This is a genomic window from Pseudomonas sp. JQ36, from assembly GCF_053851495.1.
This window is the reverse complement of the sequence record NZ_CM132642.1, coordinates 4,162,428-4,184,901: the sequence shown is the minus strand read 5'-3', so window position 1 is coordinate 4,184,901 and position 22,474 is coordinate 4,162,428. Positions and strand designations below refer to the sequence as shown.

Sequence of the window (22,474 nt, the reverse complement as noted above, 5' to 3'; positions counted from 1 at the left end):
GGCAGCCGGGGCCTGCACGTGACAAAAAAATTATTCGGCGGTGCCTTGCGCGGTTTCCGACGGATAAGTCGCACGCCACAGCTCGAAGCCGCCGTCCATGCTGTAGACGTCGGAGAAGCCTTGGCTGACCAGATAGGCAGCAGCGCCCTGACTGGAATTGCCGTGATAGCAGACGACAACGGTCGGTGCATCGAGGTCGGCGCCTTGAATGAAGGCGTGCAGGGAGTGATTGTCCAGATGCTTCGAACCGCTGATATGCAGGGCAGCGAAAGTGGCAGGATCACGTACATCGACCACCACGGCGCCTTGCTCGCGCAGGGCCTGGGCCTGTTCCGGGGGGATTCGTTTGAATTCGCTCATAGCGGGTTCCTGTAGCTCGGCAGAATGCGCAGTCTAACGCGGCGCGCTGACTGGCGAAGTTTCGGGGATAAGTGGTGCGACGGTCGGTGCAAGCCCGCCGTGTTCATCGCATTTGCACGACACACGCTCGCCGCTATCGACGTTCATCAAAGTCAGGCTGCCGCCCCAGACACAACCGGTGTCCAGCGCCGAGATGCCCGGTTCACGGACATCGCCTTCCAGCGCGGCCCAGTGGCCGAAAATGATGCGCAGACCGCGGGTCTTGCGTTCTTTGTGCTGGAACCATGGCTTGTAGCCCGGCGGGGCCGTATCCAGGCCTTCCTTGCTTTTGAGATCGAGCTTGCCGTCGGCGGTGCAGAAGCGCATGCGGGTGAAATAGTTGGTGATGACGCGCAGGCGGGTCACGCCGGTGAGATCGCTGTCCCACTTTGCCGGCTCGTTGCCGTACATGCCATCGAGGTACAGCGGAAACAGGTTGTCGTCACGCAGCGCGGCTTCGGCTTCGGCGGCGTACTTCAAGGCCTTGCGCAAGGACCACTGCGGTGGGATGCCTGCGTGCACCATGGCCACTTCGCGTTGTTCGTCGTAGTGCATGAGCTTTTGTTGGCGCAGCCACTCGAGCAGATCGGCTGCGTCGGGGGCTTCAACGATCTCGCGCAGGGTATCGGACTTCTTCAGGCGCTCAATGTTGTTGGCCGCAGCGAGCAGGTGCAGGTCATGGTTACCCAGTACGCAAACCAGCGAATCGCGCATGCCGTAGAGAAAGCGCAGGGTCTCGAGCGACTGAGGGCCACGGTTGACCAGATCGCCGACCAGCCACAGCCGATCAAGCTTCGGATCGAAAGCCACTTGCTTGAGCAGACATTTGAGCGGATCGAGGCAGCCTTGCAGGTCGCCGACGGCGTACGTCGTCATCAGTGCAGGGCTCCGGGGACGGCGAGGCGGAAAGGTTTGATGATCGCGTCGAAATGCTTGCCGTCGGTAGCGACCATTTCGTAAGTGCCCTGCATGGTGCCGACTTTGGTGGTCATCACCGTGCCGCTGCTATAGGTGTGGCTTTTGCCTGCGTCGATCAGCGGTTGCTCGCCGACAACGCCTGCGCCGCGAACCTCTTCGACATGCCCGTCGCCGTCGGTGATCACCCAGTGCCGCGACAACAGACGGGCAGGCTGTTCGCCATTGTTCTGCACGGTGATGGTGTAGGCGAAGGCGAAGCGGTTGTGCTCGGGTTGCGATTGTTCTGCCAGGTAGCGGGTAACGACACTGACGTCGACCTGATAACGAGAATCGGACATGCAAAAGGGCCTTAAGCAAAGCGGAACGCGAGGCGTAGCTGATGGGGAATCAGTCTAGGCAAGTATCGGGCAGTAAACCAGAGTGGCGGCCTGCCCGATAGCGTTCATCGCCAGTCAGTGGGCGGTGGGGGCGGGGGCTTGCTCGCTAAGCTTGTCGGCCAGGCGTACGAATGCGGCCAGGTCCAGTTGCTCGGGGCGCAGGCTGCCATCGACGCCGGCGGCTTCGATCTCGGCGGCGGTCATCAATTGCTTGAGGGTGTTGCGCAGGGTCTTGCGACGCTGGTTGAAGGCTTCGCGAACGACACGCTCGAGCAGGCGATGATCCTTGGCCGGGTGCGGCAGTACCGCATGCGGCACCAGGCGGACGATGGCCGAGTCGACCTTCGGCGGCGGGTTGAACGCGCCCGGGCCGACGTTGAACAGGTGTTCCACACGGCAGTGATACTGAACCATGATCGACAGACGACCCCAGTCGCCGCCACCCGGGCCTGCGGCCAGCCGCTCGACCACTTCCTTCTGCAGCATGAAGTGCATGTCGCGAATAATGCCGGCGTTGTTCAGCAGGTGGAAAATCAGCGGCGTCGAGATGTTGTACGGCAGGTTGCCGACCACGCGCAGGCTGTTCGGCGCAGCGTTGAGGGTGTTGAAGTCGAACTTCAGCGCATCGCCCTGATGCAGGTTGAAGTTGCTCTTGCCGGCGAACTGCTGATTGAGGATCGGGATCAGGTCCTTGTCCAGTTCCACCACGTCGAGTTGCGCACCGGAGCTGAGCAGGCCTGCGGTCAGTGCGCCCTGGCCCGGACCGATTTCCAGCATGCGGTCGTCAGGTTTGGCGCTGATGGAACGCAGGATGCGGTCGATGACGCCGGCGTCGTGCAGGAAGTTCTGGCCAAAGCGTTTGCGCGCCTTGTGTTGGTATTGCTCGGTCATAAACGGGTCTCGGCCATCTGGTAGGCGGTTTCCAGGGCGACCTGCAGGCTGCCGGTGTCGATCTTGCCGCTGCCGGCCAGATCCAGGGCGGTGCCGTGGTCAACCGAGGTGCGGATGATCGGCAGGCCGAGGGTCACGTTGACCGCCGCGCCGAAGCCTTTGTACTTCAGCACGGGCAGGCCCTGGTCGTGGTACATCGCCAGCACTGCGTCGCAGTGCTCCAGATATTTGGGGGTAAACAGAGTGTCGGCAGGCAGCGGGCCACGAAGGTCCATGCCCTCGCCGCGCAGGCGCTCTAATGTCGGTTCGATGATGTCGATTTCTTCATGGCCCAGGTGTCCGCCTTCACCAGCGTGCGGGTTAAGCCCGCAGACCAGGATGCGTGGCCGGGCGATGCCGAATTTGTCTTGCAGGTCGGCGTGCAGAATCCGCGTGACCCGCTCCAGCCGTTCCGGCGTGATCGCATCGGCGATCTCGCGCAAGGGCAGGTGGGTGGTGACCAGTGCGACGCGCAAGCCGCGAGTGGCGAGCATCATCACCACTTGGGCGCTATGGGTCAGGTCTGCGAGGAACTCCGTATGCCCGGAGAACGGGATGCCGGATTCGTTGATCACGCCTTTATGTACAGGGGCGGTGATCATCCCGGCGAAGTCGCCGTTCAGGCAGCCGTTGCCGGCGCGGGTCAGGGTTTCGAGGACAAACGCGGCGTTGGCCTTGTCCAGTTGCCCGGCAACCACGGGGGCGCTGAGCGGGGTGTCCCAGACGTACAGGCTGCCGGCTGCTGCCGGCGCGTCCGGCCATTGACCGGGCGCCACTTCCAGCAAAGTGACGGCCAGCCCCAGCTGCGCGGCCCGCTCGGTGAGCAGGTCGCGGCTGGTGATGGCAATCAGGGGGTGTGGCTGGGCTTGCGAGGCGAGCAGCAGGCACAGGTCGGGACCGATGCCGGCTGGTTCGCCGGGTGTCAGCGCGAAACGCTTGGGTTTCACTGCGCTGCCTGGTCTGCACCAGGGAGTTTGATTTCTACGTAGGCTTCTTCACGAATCTGACGCAGCCAGTTTTGCAGCTCTTCATCGTATTTCTTGTTACGCAGAACAGTCATTGCCTGTTGCTCGCGTGCCGACTCGGTGCTGTCGGTGGCGCGGCGGCCCAGGACTTCCAGCACGTGCCAGCCGTACTGGGTCTGGAATGGCTTGGACAGCTGACCTTGTGGGGTCTTGGCCATCACTTCGCGGAATTCCGGTACCAGTGCGTTCGGGTCGATCCAGTTCAGATCGCCACCGTTGAGCGCCGAACCCGGATCCTCGGAGTAGTTTTTCGCCAGTTCAGCGAAGTCTTCACCGGCCACGATGCGGTCATACAGCGATTGCACCAGGGCTTCGGTCTTGGCTTCGTCACGAATCGGGCTTGGCTTGACCAGGATGTGGCGTACATGCACCTCATCGCGCATCTGGGTTTCGCCACCACGTTTTGCCAGCAGTTTGAGGATGATGAAACCACCCGGCGTGCGTGCAGGTTGAGTGATGTCGCCGACGGCCATGCTGCTCAGCTCTCGGTCGAACGGCGGTGGCAGTTGCGCTGCTTTGCGCCAGCCCATGTCGCCGCCTTCCAGGGCATTGTCGCTGCCGGATTTGGCAACGGCCATTTGACCGAAGTCGGCGCCTTGCTTGAGCTTCTGGTAAACGTCCATCGCCTGACGGTAAGCGCTCTGAATCGCATCAGAGCTGGCGCTTTCCGGCGTAGGGATCAGGATGTTGGCCAGGTGCAGTTCTTCGGACAGCTGCATCTTGCCCAGGTCGGAGGCGAGGAAGTTCTTCACTTCCTGCTCGGAGACCTGGATGCGCTCTGCCACGCGACGCTGACGCACACGGCTGATGATCATCTCGCGCTTGATCTGGTCACGGGCGTCGTCATAGTTCAGACCGTCGCGAGCCAGGGCGGCGCGGAATTGATCCACGGTCATGTTGTTGCGCTGGGCAATGGTGCCAACCGCCTGGTTCAGTTCTTCGTCGGTGATGCGGATGCCGGAGCGCTCGCCGATCTGCAGTTGCAGGTTTTCGACGATCAGGCGCTCAAGCACCTGCTGATCCAGCACGCCGGGCGGCGGCAAGCCGCCGCCACGCTTGGCGATGGTCTGCTGAACTTCGTGGACGCGCTGGTCCAGTTGGCTCTGCATGACCACATCGTTATCAACGATCGCCACCACTTTATCGATGGACTGAACTGCGGCGTTGGCCGCAGTACCCAGGAACAGCGCGCCCAGCATCAGCGGGCGCAGACAATCAGAAAGCTTGGTCTTCACGTTGACGATAACCTTGGATGCCTTTGTCGAGGAAGCTCTCGGTTTTGGCGCCGGTGAGGCCGCCGAGTCCCTTCAGAACAATTTGGAGGAAGACGCCGTGGTCGCCTTTTTCGTTTTGCGGAGCTTCCTGACTGAATTCGTCGTAGGAAACCCAGTAACGGTTGATCAGGCGCATTTTCCAGCAGCAGTTGTCGTACTCGAAACCACCGAAGGCTTCCAGCGTGCGATTGCGGTTGTAGTCGTACTGCCAGCGGCTGATTGCGCTCCATTGTGGAACGATCGGCCAGATGATCGAGAAATCATGCTGCTGGATCTTGTAGTAGTCCTTCACGTAGCCAGGCTGGCCCGGGGTGCCGTAGTCGCCACCGCCGACAGTCCATTTACCGGTGTTCTGGTCGTAACGAACCTGGTCGTTGCGATAGCGATAGCCGGCGTTGATGACTTTGTTCGGGTTGTCTTCAGGCTGGTAGTGGAACATCGCACTGCCGGAACGCGGGCTGCGGCTGTCCGGGTCCCAGTTGTAATCGGCAGTGGTGCGCCAGTCGCGGTTCCAGCGGTATTCGTATTCCAGCGCGTAAGGCGACACATTGGCATGTGCATCGTCACGGGTTTTGGCATCGATACCTGGCAGTTGTACTTCACGATCCTTGAAGTACAGCGCCTGGCCGACACTGATGCGCTGACGTTCGAAACCGTCGTCCTCGATCCAGCGGTTGGTCACGCCCAGCGACAGTTTGTTCTCGTCGCCGACACGGTCGGAGCCGGTGAAGCGGTTGTCACGGAACAGCGAGGAGTAGTTGAACGTGGTTTCACTGGTATCGAACACTGGAATGTCCGACTGGTCCTTCTCCGGTACATAGAGGTAGAACAGGCGCGGTTCCAGGGTCTGGGTATAGCCTTTGCCGAACCAGGATGTCTTGCGGTCGAAGTACAGGCCGCTGTCGATGCTGGCGATCGGGATGGCACGGCTCTGGTTGGTGCCAAAGGTACCCAGCAGCTTGTCGGCGTCAGGACCCTGCGTCGCGATCTGGCTCTTGCCTCTGTTATCCAGATCCAGTTGGTACTGGGTGTATTGATACTTGAGCGATGGCTTGATGAAGCCATAGGTCCAGTTCAGCGGCAGGCTGACAGTCGGCGCAAGATTCAGGCGATCACCGGTGGCGCGCGCCAGGCCGAAGACGTTGGTGTCCAGGCGCGGCGTGCCGACCGAGCCGTCGGCGTTGAATGGCCCGCCATCCTCATCGGTATAGTTGCCGGTTTTCAGGTCTCGATCGAAACGAACCAATTCGGTTTCATAGTCGAAGTTCAGACCTTGCGGGTGGTACGGCAGCCGGCCATTGAAGGTGAGCTGTGGCAGGCGGTCATACGGCGTAATGTTCGACACGGAAGCCAGTTGATACGCCTGGGCGTTCAGTCGAGCGATGTAGCTATCGCCGCGATAAGAGATCGAGCCCTGCTGGTTCACGTAGTCGGCGGATTTCACCCCGATCTGGTCGGTCTGCAGATCCTGGAAGTAGTACGGATCGCTGATCTTGGTGTAGTCGACCTGCGTAAGCACGCGGGAATCCAGGCCACCCGTGTGTTGCCAGTTGTACATGTAACGGGTTTTCTTGGAGTCGGTCTGCTTGTCGCGTTCGTCGCTCTCGTCGTTCAGGTACGCCGCACCGAATTGGCCTTCGCTGGACTTGGTCAGGTAGCGGAATTCGCCTTCCATCAGCAAGCCATGCTTTTCCATGTAGCGCGGGTACAACGTGGCATCGTAGTTCGGCGCCAGGTTGAAGTAGTACGGGGTCACCAGCATGAAGCCGGTATCGCTGCCGGTGCCGATGGTCGGCGGCAGGAAGCCCGATTGGCGACGATCGTCGATCGGGAAGTAGATGTACGGCGTGTACAGGATCGGAATGTCCTTGACCCGCAGTGTCACGTTGGTCGCGGTACCGAAGCCGGTGGCAGGGTTCAGGGTGATGTTGTTGCCCTTGAGCTGCCAGGCGTTGCTGTTCGGTTCGCACGTGGTGTACGTGCCGTCCTTGAGACGGATGATCGCGTTCTCGGCACGCTTGGCGTACAGCGCGTTACCGCGGATGCGCGATTTGTGCATCACGTATTCGGCGTTGTCGACCTTGGCTTCACCGGTGTCGAGCTGCACATCGGCATGGTCGCCGACGATCAGTGCGCCGTTGTCGCGAATGCGCACGTCGCCATTGAGTTCGGCGCGGCTCTCGGCCTGATACAGGCTGGCCTCGTCGGACTCGACCTGCATGCTGCCCTGACGCAGGATCACGTCGCCGGCCAGCGTACCCACCTGATCTTCGGTATTGTAGCGCGAGGCCTTGGCGCCGATAAAGGTCGGTGCGTCACTTTTATTCGTCTTGTCATTCATGCCAGGACGAATCGGTTCGATATAGGAACCAGAGCAGTAAGGACCGGTCTCGGCCAATTGAGCGGCGGTGAGCTTCTCGCGCGGAACCCAGTCGAGGTGACTGTAGTCTTCGCTACGGGATTTCAGGCCGCGGCCTTTGGCTTCTGTGACCAGCACAGGCTTGGCGCCGGTGTCGGATGTGGAACCGTTCTGGCTCGGGGCTTCGCCGGCGGCGCTGACGGCACTGCCGTCATGCACCGGACGCGGCGGCAATGCAGCTGCCGGCGTCTTGGGCGCACACGCCCAGCCACCCGTTGCCGAGACGGCGCAGTCATACTGCTCGGCGGCAACAACGAATTGACTGGCCAGAGGTTGCATAGCCAGCAGACTGCCGGTTACCAACAACGGAAATTTTTTACGAAACGCGGGGGATTTCAATGCCATCTTATTAGTCCGGGCTTCCTGCGTGCCATCTGCCCGCGGTGTGGGCCGCACGCCTCTCGATGGTCTGAAAAAGATGCTGGATAATAAAGCATGACCCGCTTGACGGCTAGCGCCGTCGGAGACCCTTGCAATGCCTGACCAAGATGTACGCTTGCAACACCTGAAAGTTTGGCTCGATGAGCAGTTGGCAATCCTGTTTACAGATCAGGGCTGGGGCGCCGTGCCCCCGGCCACGTTGACCGCGGCCAGCAGCGACGCGAGTTTCCGGCGATATTTCCGTTGGGAAGGAGAGGGGCGCAGCTTCGTCGTGATGGACGCGCCGCCACCCCAGGAAAACTGCAAACCGTTCGTGGATATCGCCTTTTTGCTGGCGAAATCCGGAATTAACGTGCCGAAAGTTTATGCAGAAGACCTCGAACGCGGATTTCTTTTGCTCAATGACCTGGGCAACGAGACCTATCTCGACGTAATCGACGGCGAAAATGCCGACGTTTTGTTCAGCGATGCCCTGAAGGCGCTATTGGCTTTTCAGCAATTGCCGATGGTTGCACCGCTGCCGAGTTACGACGTGGCACTGCTGCGCCGCGAGCTGGAACTGTTCCCCGAGTGGTACGTGAAACGCGAACTCGGCATCGAGTTCGACGCGGCACAGCAGCAGCAATGGCAAGCCGTCAGCGATCTGCTGATCGACAGCGCCCTGGCTCAGCCGAAAGTGCTGGTGCACCGCGACTACATGCCGCGCAACCTGATGCTCAGCGAGCCGAATCCCGGCGTGCTCGACTTTCAGGATGCGGTCTACGGCCCGGTCACCTACGACGTCACCTGCCTGTTCAAGGACGCCTTCCTCAGTTGGCCTGAAGAACGCGTGCGTGGCTGGCTGGAAAGTTACTGGCAGCAAGCCTCGGCGCTGGACATCCCGGTGCAGGCCGATTTCGAAGACTTCCTGCGTGCCAGCGACTTGATGGGCGTACAACGCCACCTGAAAGTCATCGGCATCTTCGCCCGCATCTGCCATCGCGATGGCAAACCGCGCTACCTGGCCGATGTGCCGCGGTTCTTCGCCTATATAGAAGCGGTGATTGCGCGTCGTCCTGAACTGGCGGATCTGCAGGCGTTGCTCGCCAGTCTGCGTGGCGGAGTGACTGCATGAAGGCGATGATTCTGGCGGCAGGCAAGGGCGAGCGCATGCGCCCGCTGACCCTGACCACCCCCAAACCGCTAGTGCGCGCCGGCGGCGTGCCGTTGATCGAGTATCACCTGCGCGCGCTGGCGGCGGCCGGTTTCAGTGAAATCGTGATCAATCACGCCTGGCTCGGTCAGCAGATCGAGGATTACCTGGGCGATGGTTCGCAGTTCGGCGTGAGCATCCGGTATTCGCCGGAAGGCGAGCCGCTGGAAACCGGCGGCGGGATTTTCCGCGCCTTGCCGTTGCTCGGTGACGATGCGTTCCTGGTAGTCAACGGTGACATCTGGACCGATTACGACTTCAGCGTGCTGCATCAACCGATCAATGGTCTGGCGCATCTCGTACTGGCTGACAATCCGGCCCATCATCCGGCAGGCGATTTCACCCTGACTGACGGTCAGGTGCTTGATGGTCAACCCGGTGGGCAAACCCTGACCTACAGCGGCATTGCAGTCCTGCATCCGCAGTTGTTCGATGGTTGCGCGGAGGGCGCATTCAAGCTCGCACCGTTGTTGCGCAAAGCCATGGCCGATGGGCAGGTCAGCGGTGAGCGTCTGAAAGGCCATTGGGTGGATGTCGGAACGCATGAGCGTCTGGCCGAAGCTGAAGCATTGATAGAAGCGAGTCGTTGATATGTTGTGGCCAGGGACTCTGATTGGAGCCGGAGCGGGTTTTGCGATCGCCAGCATTCCGGGGGCCATGCTTGGGGCATTGTTGGGACAGGCGCTGGATCGGCGCCTGCACTTGCAAAGCTGGGGACACTTGGGGGAAAAGCTCGGCGGCCGGCCGATGTTGCGTAACGACGAATTGCTGTTCGTGTTGCTCGGGCGTCTGGCGAAAAGTGACGGGCGAGTGACGGACGGTCACATCCAGCAGGCGCGCAATGAAATGAACGCCCTGGAAATGAGCGAACCGGCACGGCGGCGTGCGATTGCTGCGTTCAATCGCGGCAAGGCCGGTGGTGATCACTTGCGCGGTTACCTGCGGCGCCTGAGTGCTCAGCCGCATGCCGCTGAAGGCGTGTTGCGCGCCTGCTGGCGGATGGTCTGGGCCGACGGTCGCGCGGGCGTCAGTGAGCGTGAATTGTTGGCGCAGTGGGGCAAGTGGCTGGGTTGGACAACCCACCAGATCCAGGCGCTGGCCAGTGATTACGAGCCGAACAAACGGCCGATTGTCAGTGCGGCGGTGAGTTATCAGGAAGCGATGCGCCTGCTCGGGGTGTCGGCGACCAGCGAACCGGCGCAGATCAAGCGCGCCTATCGACGGCTGCTCAGCCGTCATCACCCGGACAAGATCGCCGGCAGCGGCGCAACGCCGGAGCAGGTGCGTGACGCAACCGAGAAAACCCGCGAGCTGCACAACGCGTTTACGCTGATTCGGGCGCGACGGGATTTTCGCTGATCGTTACAGGTGAGTTGTTGTGAGGGCCTCTTCGCGAGCAAGCCCGCTCCCACCCTGATCGCATTCCAACTGAAGGAACGCGCTCAGGGTGGGAGCGGGCTTGCTCGCGAATGGGGCAACTCGGTCTGTCAGTCGGTTTTCTGCGGATTCAGCCAGCCACGCACCCGCCGGAACAGCTGTTCCTGCTCAGCCTTTTTATCCGGTAACGCCTTGAGCGCCACTTGGCTGAAGGTCGACGTCTTCAGGCGCTTGCTGGCCTGCATGCGCTCGAGCGCCGCGTTGCGATCCAGCGCCTTGTCCATGTAGAAAATGTCGGCGGTCGGCAACTTCAGGGTCGGCGTCAGCTCGGCCAGTTGCGGCTTGGCTTTGCTCGGCGTTTGCGCATCGACCATCACCAGTTTCTCCACCTGCGAACTCTGCCGCTCGCTGAGGAAACGCGCCGCCCAGTAGGCGCCCGTGCCGTGACCGAGCACCACGACCCGACGTGCGCTTTGTTGCTCGGCGTAGGCAATCGCCGCGTCGATCCGCGCAAAAATTCGCTCGGCATCAGCCTTGGATTGTTCTTCAGTGGTTTCGGCGACCACCTGATCCGCCACTTCCGCTTCACCGCCCGCCGCCTGTTCGATCGGTTGCGCGGTGGTGGAATCCTTGCTGCCACTTTCCGGGGCTTTCGGCGCGGCGGCGGGCGCAATCACCCGCGGTGCGATGGCATCGCTTTGCAGATCCGGCAGGGTGATACTCAGGCTGCTCCACTCGACGTCGGGCAATTTGCTGCGCAGCGGGCCGATCACTTGCGGCCAGTCAGCGGTTTCGCCGGCGCCGGGGACGATAATCACCGCACCTTTGGGCTCGGCGGTGTTGGCCGGTTTCCACAGGGCGAGGAAAGTGTCGGCGCCGGCCTGCAGTTGCTGCTGTTCTTGTGCCGGGACTTTGCGTTCGAGTGCCGCGGCTTCTTCCTGACTACGCTCAAGCAATGGCTGGCGTTCGGCGGGTTTTTCGGTGGCCGGTTGCTCGGCGGTGGAGGCGGGCGCCGGATCGGCGGCTTCGACGGAAAACGCACAAGGCAGGATCAGCGACAGGCACAATGCTGGCATTGCCAGGCGGTAGACAGAGGGCATCGGTTATTCCAGGCCAGAAAAGTATCCCGGCAGCCTAATGGGTTGGTCAGAATTTGTCAGTGTACGAGACTTCAATGATGCGTTTTTGCTGCCTGTGGGTTATCGGCTGGTTGTGTTTTCCCTTGATGGGCTGGGCGGCGTCTGCGCCGGCGGCACATGCAGCGCTGTTGACGCCCGGCCAGCAGGAATGGCTGGCGCAACACCGCGAGCTGCGCGTCGGTCTGGTATTGCAGGCGCCGTACGCGCAATACGACCGGCGCTTGCAGCGCTTGTCCGGGGCCAACGTCGAATTGATGAAGGCGCTGGCCAAGACCCTGAACGTCGAGCTGAGCTGGCGCAACTTTCAGGATCTGGCGCAACTGGAGGAGGCCGCCCGTGAAGGCGAAATCGACATCGCCCCGGGCCTGACCCAGACCCCGGGTGCGCTGCGCCTGTGGCTGTTTTCCGATCCCTACATGCGTGTGCCGCAACTGGTGGTCAGCGACCAGAAGAGCGGCGGCGTGGTCGAGCTGGAAAAACTCGACAGCCTGTCTCGCGTCGCCGTGCGCATGCCCAGCGTGACGGCGGACTATTTGCGCAGCACCTATCCCCATCTGAATCTGCAAGGCGTGCCGCTGGAGCGTCAGGCACTGCAACTGTTGCTGACCCAGCAGGCGTCCTACGCCGTGGTGGATGAGGCGCAGCTCGGGCGGTTGTCCGCCGAACCCGAGTTCGCCGGGTTGGTGGTGGTCGGCGATATCGGCTTGCCACAGCTGTTGCGGGTCGCCACGCGGCGCGACTGGCCGCAATTGGCCGGGATCATCGAAAGCGCCTTGCGAGCAATCCCGGCCAAGGATCTGGAGCGCCTGCACAACCAATGGCTGCAACCCAAGTACCCACGGCTCACGGAATCGCCGGGGTTCTGGCAGAACCTCAGCCTGTTGTTTGCGGTGTTACTGCTCAGTTGTGTGGCCATCGTGGTCTGGCAACGACGCCAGCAACACAGCCTCGAACAGCGCCTGCTGGCCGCCCGGGAAGACATCGCCCTGCGCGCGGCCAGCGAAGAAGCCTTGCGCCTGACCCAGTTTTCCATCGATCAAAGCACCGTCGGCATTCTCTGGGTCAACTGGGACAGCCATGTGCGCTACGCCAACCGCGCGGCGGAAAGCATGCTCGGTTATCCACAGGGCGCGCTGATCGAACGGCCGCTGATCGACTTCGAACCTGGCCTGCACATGGACCGTTGGCTCAACCTGTGGAAACGCGCGCGGGCCAGTGAAGAAGGGCCGCTGAGTTTTGAAACCAGTTGCGTACGCGCCGATGGCAGCATCCTGCCGGCGGACGTCTCGCTGAGTTTTCTGCGTTTTCGCGACAGCGAGTATCTGGTGGTTTACCTGACTGACGTCACGGAGCGTCGCCGCGCCCTGGCCGCGTTGCAGGAAAGTGAAGCGCGCCTGCAAGGCATCGCCGCCAACGTACCGGGGCTGGTGTTTCGCCTGGAGCGGGCGCCGGTGACCGGGCAGATCGATTTCGCCTACATCAGCGAGGGCAGCGAAAGTCTGGTCGGCTACGCGCCGGCCGCCATCGCCCACCGCGACATGGGCTTGCGCAGTCTGGTGCATCCGGACGACAAGGCCAGTTATCACCAGACCCAGGATCAGGCGCTGGACACTGACAGTGACTGGTCGTGGCAAGGGCGGATTCTTACTCGTCAGGGTGAGCAGCGCTGGGCCGAGATCAAGGCAATCACCCGACAGCTGGAGGATGGCGCCTATGTCTGGGACGGCATCGTCTGGGACATCAGCGAAAGCAAACGTATCGAGTTGGAGCTTGCCGCCTCCCGCGAACAACTGCGCGAATTGTCGGCGCACCTGGAAAGCGTGCGCGAAGAAGAGAAGGCGCGCATCGCCCGGGAGGTGCACGATGAGCTGGGGCAGATGCTCACGGTGCTGAAGCTGGAAACCTCGATGTGCGAGCTGGCTTATGCGCAGCTTGACCCGGGACTGCATGAGCGCTTGAACAGCATGAAACGCCTGATCGCCCAGTTGTTCCAGCTGGTGCGTGATGTGGCGACGGCGTTGCGCCCGCCGATTCTCGATGCCGGGATTGCCTCGGCGATTGAATGGCAGGCACGGCGGTTCGAGGCGCGCACGCAGATTCCGTGTCTGGTGCAGGTGCCGGACAATCTGCCGGTGCTCAGCGACGCCAAGGCGATTGGCCTGTTCCGCATCCTGCAGGAGGCGCTGACCAACGTCATGCGCCATGCTCAGGCGCATACTGTGGAGCTGACACTGGCGCTGCAAGGCGACGAGTTGTGTCTGACGGTCAGCGACGATGGCGTAGGCTTTGTCGCTGCGGCGGATCGGCCGACGTCCTTTGGCCTGGTTGGTATGCGCGAGCGGGTGCTGATCATGGGCGGGCGCTTAATGCTTGAGAGTGAGCCGGGGGAGGGCACCAGTCTGAATGTGTGGGTGCCTTTGGATCGCTAAAGATCGCAGCCTGCGGCAGCTCCTACATTGGTCGCATATCCCTGTAGGAGCTGCCGAAGGCTGCGATCTTTTAGCGTCAATGCAAATATCGAGGAGAGGCAAGTGATCCGCGTACTGGTAGCCGAAGACCACACCATCGTCCGTGAAGGCATCAAGCAACTGATCGGCCTGGCCAAGGACCTGCAAGTGGTGGGGGAGGCGAGCAATGGCGAGCAGCTCCTTGAAACCCTGCGCAGCGTGCCGTGTGAAGTGGTGTTGCTGGACATCTCGATGCCTGGGGTCAACGGGCTGGAGGCGATCCCGCGGATTCGCGCGCTGAACAATCCGCCGGCAATTCTGGTGCTGTCGATGCACGACGAGGCGCAAATGGCCGCCCGTGCGCTCAAGGTCGGCGCCGCGGGCTACGCGACCAAGGACAGCGATCCGGCGCTATTGCTGACGGCGATTCGCAAAGTGGCGGCCGGCGGGCGCTACATCGACCCGGAACTGGCAGACCGCATGGTCTTCGAGGTCGGCCTGACCGACACGCGTCCATTGCATTCGCTGCTGTCCGAGCGCGAGTTCTCGGTGTTCGAACGCCTGGCCCAGGGCGCCAACGTCAACGATATCGCCCAGCAACTGGCCCTGAGCAGCAAGACCATCAGCACGCACAAGGCGCGGCTGATGCAGAAGCTCAACATCACCTCGCTGGCCGAGCTGGTGAAATACGCGATGGAGCACAAACTTCTCTGAGAACGCCGTATTTCTAATGTGGGAGCGGGCTTGCTCGCGAATGCGGTGGGTCATCCAATCATTCATTGACTGACACACCGCATTCGCGAGCAAGCCCGCTCCCACAGGGAATCTCCATCTGGCCTGCCATTGCGGGCATATCCATTAGCGACAGGCGCTTTTGCTTGTTCTTGCAGCTCGCAGCCCATCGCTTGCCGCTGCGTTTGCCAAAACGCGCCATCCTTGTAGGGCAATCCCTACCCCCAACCTTCCATCCGGCTGAGGCGATTCTCTCCTGCGCCCCGATTTGCGTGACTGGCGCCAGCCACTAGGCTTAATCCACAGCAGTTACCAATAACAAAGGTGTGGGTATGAGCCAGGTCGATTCAAACGCAGGGGCCAGTGACGTGCTGGTCAGCTTTCGTGGAGTGCAGAAGAGCTACGACGGCGAGAACCTGATCGTCAAAGACCTCAACCTGGACATTCGCAAAGGCGAGTTCCTGACCCTGCTCGGGCCGTCCGGCTCGGGCAAGACCACCAGCCTGATGATGCTCGCCGGGTTCGAAACCCCGACCGCCGGTGAAATCCTCCTCGCCGGCCGTGCAATCAACAACGTGCCGCCGCACAAGCGTGACATCGGCATGGTGTTCCAGAATTACGCGCTGTTCCCGCACATGACCGTGGCCGAGAACCTCGCCTTTCCGCTGACCGTACGTGGCCTGAACAAGAGCGACGTCAGCGACAAGGTCAAGAAAGTCCTGAGCATGGTCCAGCTCGACGCCTTCGCTTCGCGTTATCCGGCGCAACTCTCCGGCGGTCAGCAACAGCGTGTGGCACTGGCCCGCGCACTGGTGTTCGAGCCGCAACTGGTGCTGATGGACGAACCGCTGGGCGCCCTCGACAAGCAATTGCGCGAACACATGCAGATGGAGATCAAGCACCTGCACCAGCGCCTCGGCGTGACCGTGGTCTACGTGACTCACGACCAGGGTGAAGCCCTGACCATGTCCGACCGCGTCGCCGTGTTCCATCAGGGCGAAATCCAGCAGATTGCCCCGCCGCGTACCCTCTACGAAGAACCAAAAAACACCTTCGTCGCCAACTTCATCGGCGAGAACAACCGCCTCAATGGCCGTCTGCTCAGCCAGAGCGGCGAGCGGTGCGTGGTCGAGCTGGGTCGGGGCGAGAAGGTCGAGGCGCTGGCGGTCAACGTGGGCCAGGCCGGCGAACCGGTGACCCTGTCGATTCGTCCGGAGCGCGTCAGCCTCAACGGCTCTAGCGACCAATGCGTCAACCGCTTCTCAGGGAGGGTGGCGGAATTCATCTATCTGGGCGACCACGTCCGGGTGCGCCTGGAAGTCTGCGGCAAGACCGACTTCTTCGTGAAACAGCCGATTGCCGAGCTCGATCCAGCGCTCGCGGTCGGCGACGTGGTTCCGCTTGGCTGGCAGGTCGAGCACGTTCGCGCACTCGATCCTCTTCTAGAGGCGCACTAAGCGCCCCGGCAATACCAACACCAACCCTGCACGTGGAGAGAACAATAAATGTTGAGATCCCTGAAGTTCACCGCCCTGACTCTGGGCCTGATGGGTGCGACCGGCGCAATGGCCGCCGGCCCGGACTTGACCGTGGTGTCGTTTGGCGGGGCGAACAAGGCGGCGCAAGTCAAAGCCTTTTATGCACCGTGGGAAGCGGCGGGTAACGGCAAGATCGTTGCCGGCGAGTACAACGGCGAAATGGCCAAGGTCAAAGCCATGGTCGACACCAAGAGCGTGTCGTGGGATCTGGTGGAAGTTGAATCGCCAGAGCTGTCCCGTGGTTGTGATGAAGACATGTTCGAACAGCTCGACCCGGCACTGTTCGGCAAGACCGAAGACTACGTCAAAGGTGCGATTCAGCCGTGCGGCGTGGGCTTCTTCGTCTGGTCGACCGTGCTCGCCTACAACGCCGACAAGCTGAAAACCGCGCCAACCAGTTGGGCCGATTTCTGGGATACCAAGAAATTCCCGGGCAAGCGGGGCCTGCGCAAAGGCGCCAAGTACACCCTGGAATTCGCGCTGATGGCCGACGGTGTTGCACCGAAAGACGTCTACAAAGAGCTGGCGAGCAAGGGAGGGCAGGATCGCGCGTTCAAGAAGCTCGATGAGCTCAAGCCAAGCATCCAGTGGTGGGAGGCTGGTGCCCAGCCGCCGCAATACCTCGCTTCCGGTGACGTGGTCATGAGTTCGGCCTACAACGGTCGCATCGCCGCCGTGCAGAAAGAATCCAACCTGAAAGTGGTGTGGAATGGCGGCATCTACGACTTCGACGCGTGGGCTATCCCGAAAGGTCTGGACGCCAAGCGCGCCGAAGCGGCGAAGAAATTCATCGCCTACTCGGTGCAGCCGCAGCAGCAGAGGACCTATTCGGAAAACATCGCTTACGGCCCGGCCAACACTCAAGCCGTACCGCTGCTGGCCAAGGAAGTCTTGAAAGACATGCCGACCACCCCGGAAAACATCGCCAACCAGGTGCAGATCGATGTCAGCTTCTGGGCTGACAACGGTGAGCAGCTGGAACAGCGCTTCAATTCCTGGGCTGCGAAATAGCCCGAGAGCTTGCTCTCCTGTGGGAGCGGGCTTGCTCGCGAAAGCATCAGCACATTCAACATTGATGTCGACTGATGCGCCGCCTTCGCGAGCAAGCCCGCTCCCACATTTGGATTTGTGTGCACCAATCGATCGAGGTGGTTCGCCACCTCTGTAACGATCAAAGATTTGCGGAGTACGTCATGGCCATCGCCGTTCCCCTGAACGAGGGCGCCAGCCCCACCTTGAAGCAGAAGCTCAAGCGCGCCGAGCGGGTCAACCGCTGGAAGGCCCAGGCGTTGATTGCGCCGCTGGTGCTGTTTCTGTTGCTGGTGTTCCTGGTGCCGATCGTGGCGCTGCTCTACAAAAGCGTCGGCAACCCGGAAGTGGTCGGCGGCATGCCGCGCACCGTGGCGGCCATCGCCAGTTGGGACGGCCGCGGCCTGCCGGCTGAACCGGTATACAAAGCGGCCGGCGAAGACCTCGCCGAAGCCCGCAAAAACCAGACGCTGGGCGATCTGTCCAAGCGCTTGAACATGGAGTTGGCCGGCTATCGCAGCCTGCTGACCAAAACGGCCCGGGCGCTGCCCTTCGCCAGCGAACCGGCGTCCTATAAAGAGGCCCTCGAAGCGCTCGACGAGCGTTGGGGCGATCCGGCGTACTGGCAAGCGGTCAAACGCAACACCAGCAGTATCACGCCTTACTACTTGCTGGCGGCGGTCGATCACCGTATCGATGATCTCGGCGAACTGGCCCCGGCCACCCCGGACCAGGCGATCTACCTCGATATCTTCGCCCGCACGTTCTGGATGGGCCTGGTCATCACCGTGATCTGTCTGGTTCTCGCTTATCCATTGGCCTACCTGCTGGCCAACCTGCCATCGCGGCAGAGCAACCTGCTGATGATTCTGGTGCTGTTGCCGTTCTGGACCTCGATTCTGGTGCGGGTCGCGGCGTGGATCGTGTTGCTGCAATCGGGCGGATTGATCAACAGCGCGCTGCTGGCCATGGGCATTATCGATAAGCCGCTGGAGCTGGTGTTCAACCGCACCGGCGTCTACATCTCGATGGTGCACATCCTGCTGCCGTTCATGATCCTGCCGATCTACAGCGTGATGAAAGGCATCTCGCCGACCTACATGCGCGCCGCCATCTCGCTGGGCTGCCACCCGTTCGCCAGTTTCTGGCGGGTGTATTTCCCGCAGACCTACGCCGGTGTCGGCGCCGGTTGCCTGTTGGTGTTCATCCTCGCCATCGGCTACTACATCACCCCGGCGCTGCTCGGCAGCCCGAACGATCAAATGGTCAGCTACTTCGTCGCGTTCTACACCAACACCAGCATCAACTGGGGCATGGCCACTGCGCTGGGCGGCTTGTTGCTGCTGGCGACCGTGGTGCTTTATCTGATCTACAGCTGGCTGGTGGGCGCCAGTCGCCTGCGCCTGAGCTAAGGGGAGTTTGAAATGCTGAGTCCTTACATGTCACCCATCGAACGGGTGTGGTTCTACAGCTTGCGGATCCTCTGCGGCCTGATTCTGCTGTTCCTGATTCTGCCGGTGCTGGTGATCGTGCCACTGTCGTTCAACTCCGGCAGTTTCCTGGTGTATCCGCTGCAGGGCTTTTCGCTGCAGTGGTATCACGACTTCTTCGCTTCGGCGGAGTGGATGCGCGCGCTGAAGAACAGCATCATCGTCGCCCCGGCGGCCACGGTGCTGGCGATGGTCTTCGGCACGCTGGCGGCGATTGGCCTGACCCGTGGCGACTTCCCCGGCAAATCCCTGGTGATGGCGCTGGTGATTTCGCCGATGGTGGTGCCGGTGGTGATCATTGGTGTGGCGAGTTATCTGTTCTTCGCGCCGCTGGGGCTGGGCAACAGCTTCTTCTCGTTGATCGTGGTGCACGCGGTGCTCGGTGTGCCGTTCGTGATCATCACCGTGTCGGCGACGTTGCAGGGGTTCAACCACAATCTGGTACGCGCTGCGGCGAGTCTTGGTGCATCGCCACTGACGGCGTTCCGCCGGGTAACCTTGCCGCTGATTGCACCGGGGGTGATTTCCGGGGCGCTGTTTGCCTTCGCGACGTCGTTCGATGAGGTGGTAGTGACGCTGTTCCTCGCCGGCCCCGAGCAAGCGACTCTGCCACGGCAGATGTTCAGCGGGATCCGCGAGAACCTCAGCCCGACGATTGCGGCGGCGGCCACCTTGCTGATCGCCTTCTCGGTGATCCTGCTGCTGACCCTGGAATGGCTGCGTGGCCGCAGCGAAAAACTGCGTACCGCGCAGGTCTGACGCCCAGATCAAAAGCCACCCCTCACCCCAGCCCTCTCCCCCAAGGGGGCGAGGGGGAAAGGGGGCAGATCTTCATGCTGTTCAGAATCTGAGTTCGACTCGGTATTGCACGTCGATGGACTTCGAGAGTGCAGCTCGGTCAGTCCCCTCTCCCTACGGGAGAGGGTTAGGGTGAGGGGCTTTTGCTCCTGATTATTCACCAACTGAATACCAGACAACCCCAAACCCTCAGCTACGCTTGTGCTCAGCTCCCACATCTATAAGAGGCTGCGCACAATGAGTCTGTCCCAGTTCAAAATCGCTCACAAACTGATCACCGGCGCCGGGGCCATCGAGCAACTGGCCGCCGAACTCACCCGCCTCGACATCGACAACCCGCTGATTGTCACCGACGCCGCGCTGGTCAAGTCCGGCACCGTGGAGCTGGCGCTGTGTCAATTGGGCGGGCGCGAGTACGAGATTTTTGACCGGGTGCTGCCGGATCCGGAAATCGCCATCGTCGAAGATTGCATGCGCGTGTATCGCGAGGGCGGGCATGACGGCTTGATCGGTCTCGGCGGCGGCAGTGCCATCGACATCGCCAAGAGTGTCGCCGCGTATGCCGGATACCACGGCGAGCTGGAAGATCTGTTCGGCGTCGACCAGGTGCCACGCAAAGGTCCGCCACTGATCGCTATCCCGACCACTGCTGGCACCGGTTCGGAAGTGACCAACGTGGCGATTCTTTCCGACAAGGTCGCGCAACTGAAGAAAGGCATCGTCAGCGATTTTCTGTTGCCGGACGTGGCGCTGGTCAGCCCGCAGATGACCCTGACCTGCCCGCGCAGCGTCACCGCCGCCAGCGGCGTCGATGCGCTGGTGCATGCCATCGAATCCTATCTGTCGGTCAATGCTTCGCCGATCACCGACTCGCTGGCGCTCGGTGCAATCAAGTTGATCGCCAGGTCGCTGCCCAAGGCCTATGCCAATGGCGCCAATCTGCAGGCTCGTGAAGACATGGCCACCGCCAGCCTGATGGCCGGCATGGCGTTCGGCAACGCCGGGGTCGGCGCGGTGCATGCGTTGGCCTATCCACTGGGCGGGCGCTTCAACATTGCCCACGGCGTCAGTAATGCCTTGCTGCTGCCGTATGTCATGACCTGGAACAAGATGGCCTGCGTCGAGCGCATGCAGGATATCGCCGAAGCCATGGGGGTGAAGACCGCGCATCTGAGCGCCACTGAGGCGGCGGACAAAGCCGTGCAGGCGATGGCCGAGCTGTGCGTGGCGGTGGAAATTCCGGCCGGGCTGCGCAGTTTCGGTGTGCCCGAGGAGGCGATCCCGGCCATGGCCGTGGAGGCCGCGGGAATCGAGCGTCTGATGCGCAACAACCCGCGCAAGCTCAGCGCTGCGGATATCGAGAAGATCTACCGAGCGGCGTACTGATCATCGCGGTCACGGTGCGCGCACGGAAACTTGAGGTATACAATGCGCGCCATCGTGATTTAGCTCAGAAAAGGTGCGTCATGCAGCCCTTCGTAATTGCTCCGTCGATTCTCTCCGCCGACTTCGCCCGCCTCGGCGAAGAAGTGGACAACGTTCTGGCCGCCGGTGCCGACTTCGTCCACTTCGATGTCATGGACAACCACTACGTGCCGAACCTGACCATTGGCCCGATGGTTTGCGCGGCACTGCGCAAGTACGGCATCACCGCGCCGATCGACGCGCACCTGATGGTCAGCCCGGTGGATCGCATCGTCGGCGACTTCATCGAGGCTGGCGCGACCTACATCACCTTCCACCCGGAAGCCACGCTGCACGTCGATCGTTCGCTGCAACTGATCCGTGAAGGCGGCTGCAAATCCGGTCTGGTGTTCAACCCGGCGACCCCGCTGGACGTGCTCAAGTACGTGATCGACAAGGTCGACATGGTCTTGCTGATGAGCGTCAACCCGGGCTTCGGCGGGCAGAAGTTCATCCCCGGCACCCTCGACAAACTGCGCGAAGCGCGGGCGATCATCGATGCTTCGGGGCGTGACATCCGTCTGGAAATCGACGGTGGCGTCAACGTCAACAATATCCGTGAAATCGCCGCGGCCGGTGCTGACACCTTCGTCGCCGGCTCGGCGATCTTCAATGCGCCGAACTATCAGGAAGTCATCGACAAGATGCGTTCCGAACTGGCGCTGGCGCGCCCATGAGCGGTTTTGAGCAGCTGTTCCCCGGGCAACTGCCACGGTTGGTGATGTTCGATCTGGATGGCACGCTGATCGACTCGGTTCCCGACCTGGCGGCAGCGGTGGACACCATGCTGCTCTCCCTCGGTCGCAAGCCCGCCGGCATCGAGGCGGTGCGCGAGTGGGTCGGCAATGGCGCACCGGTGCTGGTGCGCCGGGCGCTGGCCGGTGGCATCGATCATTCGGCGGTGGATGACGTCGAAGCCGAGCACGCACTGGAAGTGTTCATGGAGGCCTACGGCGCCAGCCATGAGCTGACCGTGGTCTATCCCGGCGTGCGCGACACCCTCAAGTGGCTGCACAAGCAGGGCGTGGCGATGGCGCTGATCACCAACAAGCCCGAGCGTTTCGTCGCGCCGCTGCTGGATCAGATGAAGATCGGCCGCTACTTCAAGTGGATCATCGGTGGCGACACTCTGCCGCAGAAGAAACCCGACCCGGCGGCACTGTTCTTCGTGATGAAGATGGCCAATATCCCGGCCTCGCAATCGTTGTTCGTCGGCGATTCGCGCAGCGACGTGCTGGCGGCGAAAGCAGCGGGGGTCAAGTGCGTGGCGCTGAGCTACGGCTACAACCACGGTCGCCCGATTGCCGAAGAATCCCCGGCACTGGTGATCGACGATCTGCGCAAGCTAATTCCCGGTTGCCTCGGTACTGCCGCTGAGATAACGTTGCCCGACACTTCTCAATCCCATTCTGGAAACGCCATCGTGGTGGTCACCCGCAAACTCTGGATGAAAGTCATCAAGGCCCTGGCCCGCTGGCGTTGGCGCGCCTGACTGGTTCCTGGCCGGCTTGCCGGCGCGTTTGCACACCTGACTGTTAGCACCTC

Annotated in this window: 20 protein-coding genes; 12 read left to right on the top strand and 8 right to left on the bottom strand. The window is 61.7% G+C overall.

All coding sequences use genetic code 11. The annotated features are described in order from the left end of the window. Positions 1–30: 30 nt before the first annotated feature. The 7 genes from glpE to ACS4NR_RS18900 all read right to left on the bottom strand — a co-directional run bounded on the left by glpE (position 31) and on the right by ACS4NR_RS18900 (position 7,687). Entirely contained in the window at positions 31–360 is a 330-nt protein-coding gene (gene glpE / locus ACS4NR_RS18930; protein ID WP_095137419.1) for a thiosulfate sulfurtransferase GlpE, read from the bottom strand. A gap of 33 nt (positions 361–393) precedes the next feature. Next, positions 394–1,275 carry a symmetrical bis(5'-nucleosyl)-tetraphosphatase gene (locus ACS4NR_RS18925; RefSeq protein WP_456018057.1) on the bottom strand — a complete coding sequence of 294 codons (882 nt, stop codon included), beginning with the start codon at positions 1,273–1,275 and terminating at the stop codon, positions 394–396. Continuing rightward, positions 1,275–1,655, bottom strand: coding sequence for a Co2+/Mg2+ efflux protein ApaG (gene apaG / locus ACS4NR_RS18920; RefSeq protein ID WP_456018056.1), 381 nt, complete (start codon positions 1,653–1,655; stop codon positions 1,275–1,277). The genes ACS4NR_RS18925 and apaG overlap by 1 nt, the downstream gene beginning before the upstream one ends. 114 nt (positions 1,656–1,769) lie before the next feature. Continuing rightward, the gene (rsmA, locus tag ACS4NR_RS18915; protein WP_456018055.1) at positions 1,770–2,585 is read right to left on the bottom strand and encodes a 16S rRNA (adenine(1518)-N(6)/adenine(1519)-N(6))-dimethyltransferase RsmA; all 816 of its coding nucleotides are present in this window, start codon (positions 2,583–2,585) and stop codon (positions 1,770–1,772) included. Then, positions 2,582–3,571 carry a 4-hydroxythreonine-4-phosphate dehydrogenase PdxA gene (gene pdxA, locus ACS4NR_RS18910; RefSeq protein ID WP_456018054.1) on the bottom strand — a complete coding sequence of 330 codons (990 nt, stop codon included), beginning with the start codon at positions 3,569–3,571 and terminating at the stop codon, positions 2,582–2,584. The genes rsmA and pdxA overlap by 4 nt, the downstream gene beginning before the upstream one ends. Continuing rightward, positions 3,568–4,884, bottom strand: a complete 1,317-nt coding sequence (gene surA, locus ACS4NR_RS18905; protein ID WP_456018053.1) for a peptidylprolyl isomerase SurA — start codon at positions 4,882–4,884, stop codon at positions 3,568–3,570. The genes pdxA and surA overlap by 4 nt, the downstream gene beginning before the upstream one ends. After that, positions 4,865–7,687, bottom strand: coding sequence for an LPS-assembly protein LptD (locus tag ACS4NR_RS18900; RefSeq protein ID WP_456018052.1), 2,823 nt, complete (start codon positions 7,685–7,687; stop codon positions 4,865–4,867). Before ACS4NR_RS18900 ends, surA begins: the two co-directional genes overlap by 20 nt. A 130-nt stretch (positions 7,688–7,817) precedes the next feature. Here ACS4NR_RS18900 and ACS4NR_RS18895 point away from each other — a divergent pair, with 130 nt between their 5' ends. From ACS4NR_RS18895 to ACS4NR_RS18885, 3 genes are read left to right on the top strand one after another with little or no spacing between them, the layout of a single operon-like run. Continuing rightward, positions 7,818–8,837 (top strand): aminoglycoside phosphotransferase family protein, encoded by a 1,020-nt coding sequence (locus ACS4NR_RS18895; RefSeq protein ID WP_456018051.1) that lies wholly within the window; start codon positions 7,818–7,820, stop codon positions 8,835–8,837. Beyond that, on the top strand, positions 8,834–9,505 hold the full coding sequence (murU, locus tag ACS4NR_RS18890) for an N-acetylmuramate alpha-1-phosphate uridylyltransferase MurU (protein ID WP_456018050.1): 672 nt from the start codon (positions 8,834–8,836) through the stop codon (positions 9,503–9,505). The genes ACS4NR_RS18895 and murU overlap by 4 nt, the downstream gene beginning before the upstream one ends. A 1-nt stretch (position 9,506) precedes the next feature. Beyond that, positions 9,507–10,274 (top strand): TerB family tellurite resistance protein, encoded by a 768-nt coding sequence (locus ACS4NR_RS18885; protein WP_456018049.1) that lies wholly within the window; start codon positions 9,507–9,509, stop codon positions 10,272–10,274. 128 nt (positions 10,275–10,402) lie between these two features. Here ACS4NR_RS18885 and ACS4NR_RS18880 read toward each other — a convergent pair whose 3' ends face one another. Beyond that, positions 10,403–11,392, bottom strand: a complete 990-nt coding sequence (locus tag ACS4NR_RS18880) for an alpha/beta hydrolase family protein (RefSeq protein ID WP_456018048.1) — start codon at positions 11,390–11,392, stop codon at positions 10,403–10,405. A 74-nt stretch (positions 11,393–11,466) separates the two neighbouring features. On the opposite strand from ACS4NR_RS18880, the gene ACS4NR_RS18875 reads away from it, so the two are divergent. The 9 genes from ACS4NR_RS18875 (at position 11,467) to ACS4NR_RS18835 (ending at position 22,421) form a co-directional block, all read left to right on the top strand. Further along, on the top strand, positions 11,467–13,860 hold the full coding sequence (locus ACS4NR_RS18875) for a PAS domain-containing sensor histidine kinase (protein WP_456018047.1): 2,394 nt from the start codon (positions 11,467–11,469) through the stop codon (positions 13,858–13,860). Positions 13,861–13,962: 102 nt separating this feature from the next. Then, positions 13,963–14,592 carry a response regulator gene (locus ACS4NR_RS18870; RefSeq protein WP_003228820.1) on the top strand — a complete coding sequence of 210 codons (630 nt, stop codon included), beginning with the start codon at positions 13,963–13,965 and terminating at the stop codon, positions 14,590–14,592. A 350-nt stretch (positions 14,593–14,942) separates the two neighbouring features. Further along, positions 14,943–16,067, top strand: coding sequence for an ABC transporter ATP-binding protein (locus tag ACS4NR_RS18865; protein ID WP_095137407.1), 1,125 nt, complete (start codon positions 14,943–14,945; stop codon positions 16,065–16,067). Between the two features lie 48 nt (positions 16,068–16,115). After that, positions 16,116–17,159 carry an ABC transporter substrate-binding protein gene (locus tag ACS4NR_RS18860; protein WP_456018046.1) on the top strand — a complete coding sequence of 348 codons (1,044 nt, stop codon included), beginning with the start codon at positions 16,116–16,118 and terminating at the stop codon, positions 17,157–17,159. A 182-nt stretch (positions 17,160–17,341) separates the two neighbouring features. After that, positions 17,342–18,589, top strand: a complete 1,248-nt coding sequence (locus tag ACS4NR_RS18855; protein ID WP_115986063.1) for an ABC transporter permease — start codon at positions 17,342–17,344, stop codon at positions 18,587–18,589. 12 nt (positions 18,590–18,601) lie between these two features. Further along, positions 18,602–19,426, top strand: a complete 825-nt coding sequence (locus ACS4NR_RS18850; RefSeq protein WP_095137404.1) for an ABC transporter permease — start codon at positions 18,602–18,604, stop codon at positions 19,424–19,426. Between the two features lie 276 nt (positions 19,427–19,702). Then, positions 19,703–20,851: an iron-containing alcohol dehydrogenase gene (locus tag ACS4NR_RS18845; RefSeq protein WP_456018045.1), complete on the top strand. Its 1,149-nt coding sequence runs from the start codon at positions 19,703–19,705 to the stop codon at positions 20,849–20,851. An 80-nt stretch (positions 20,852–20,931) separates the two neighbouring features. Next, positions 20,932–21,606 carry a ribulose-phosphate 3-epimerase gene (gene rpe, locus ACS4NR_RS18840; protein ID WP_003228808.1) on the top strand — a complete coding sequence of 225 codons (675 nt, stop codon included), beginning with the start codon at positions 20,932–20,934 and terminating at the stop codon, positions 21,604–21,606. Next, the gene (locus tag ACS4NR_RS18835; RefSeq protein ID WP_456018044.1) at positions 21,603–22,421 is read left to right on the top strand and encodes a phosphoglycolate phosphatase; all 819 of its coding nucleotides are present in this window, start codon (positions 21,603–21,605) and stop codon (positions 22,419–22,421) included. Before rpe ends, ACS4NR_RS18835 begins: the two co-directional genes overlap by 4 nt. Positions 22,422–22,474 lie beyond the last annotated feature (53 nt).

Coding starts and splice junctions, on each gene's coding strand:
- ACS4NR_RS18835 (WP_456018044.1), top strand. CDS start 21,603: ATGAGCGGTTTTGAGCAGCTGTTCCCCGGGCAACTGCCACGGTTGGTG.
- ACS4NR_RS18860 (WP_456018046.1), top strand. CDS start 16,116: ATGTTGAGATCCCTGAAGTTCACCGCCCTGACTCTGGGCCTGATGGGT.
- ACS4NR_RS18855 (WP_115986063.1), top strand. CDS start 17,342: ATGGCCATCGCCGTTCCCCTGAACGAGGGCGCCAGCCCCACCTTGAAG.
- rpe (WP_003228808.1), top strand. CDS start 20,932: ATGCAGCCCTTCGTAATTGCTCCGTCGATTCTCTCCGCCGACTTCGCC.
- ACS4NR_RS18845 (WP_456018045.1), top strand. CDS start 19,703: ATGAGTCTGTCCCAGTTCAAAATCGCTCACAAACTGATCACCGGCGCC.
- ACS4NR_RS18850 (WP_095137404.1), top strand. CDS start 18,602: ATGCTGAGTCCTTACATGTCACCCATCGAACGGGTGTGGTTCTACAGC.
- ACS4NR_RS18895 (WP_456018051.1), top strand. CDS start 7,818: ATGCCTGACCAAGATGTACGCTTGCAACACCTGAAAGTTTGGCTCGAT.
- ACS4NR_RS18880 (WP_456018048.1), bottom strand. CDS start 11,392: ATGCCCTCTGTCTACCGCCTGGCAATGCCAGCATTGTGCCTGTCGCTG.
- murU (WP_456018050.1), top strand. CDS start 8,834: ATGAAGGCGATGATTCTGGCGGCAGGCAAGGGCGAGCGCATGCGCCCG.
- ACS4NR_RS18875 (WP_456018047.1), top strand. CDS start 11,467: ATGATGCGTTTTTGCTGCCTGTGGGTTATCGGCTGGTTGTGTTTTCCC.
- ACS4NR_RS18900 (WP_456018052.1), bottom strand. CDS start 7,687: ATGGCATTGAAATCCCCCGCGTTTCGTAAAAAATTTCCGTTGTTGGTA.
- apaG (WP_456018056.1), bottom strand. CDS start 1,655: ATGTCCGATTCTCGTTATCAGGTCGACGTCAGTGTCGTTACCCGCTAC.
- rsmA (WP_456018055.1), bottom strand. CDS start 2,585: ATGACCGAGCAATACCAACACAAGGCGCGCAAACGCTTTGGCCAGAAC.
- glpE (WP_095137419.1), bottom strand. CDS start 360: ATGAGCGAATTCAAACGAATCCCCCCGGAACAGGCCCAGGCCCTGCGC.
- ACS4NR_RS18865 (WP_095137407.1), top strand. CDS start 14,943: ATGAGCCAGGTCGATTCAAACGCAGGGGCCAGTGACGTGCTGGTCAGC.
- ACS4NR_RS18925 (WP_456018057.1), bottom strand. CDS start 1,275: ATGACGACGTACGCCGTCGGCGACCTGCAAGGCTGCCTCGATCCGCTC.
- ACS4NR_RS18885 (WP_456018049.1), top strand. CDS start 9,507: ATGTTGTGGCCAGGGACTCTGATTGGAGCCGGAGCGGGTTTTGCGATC.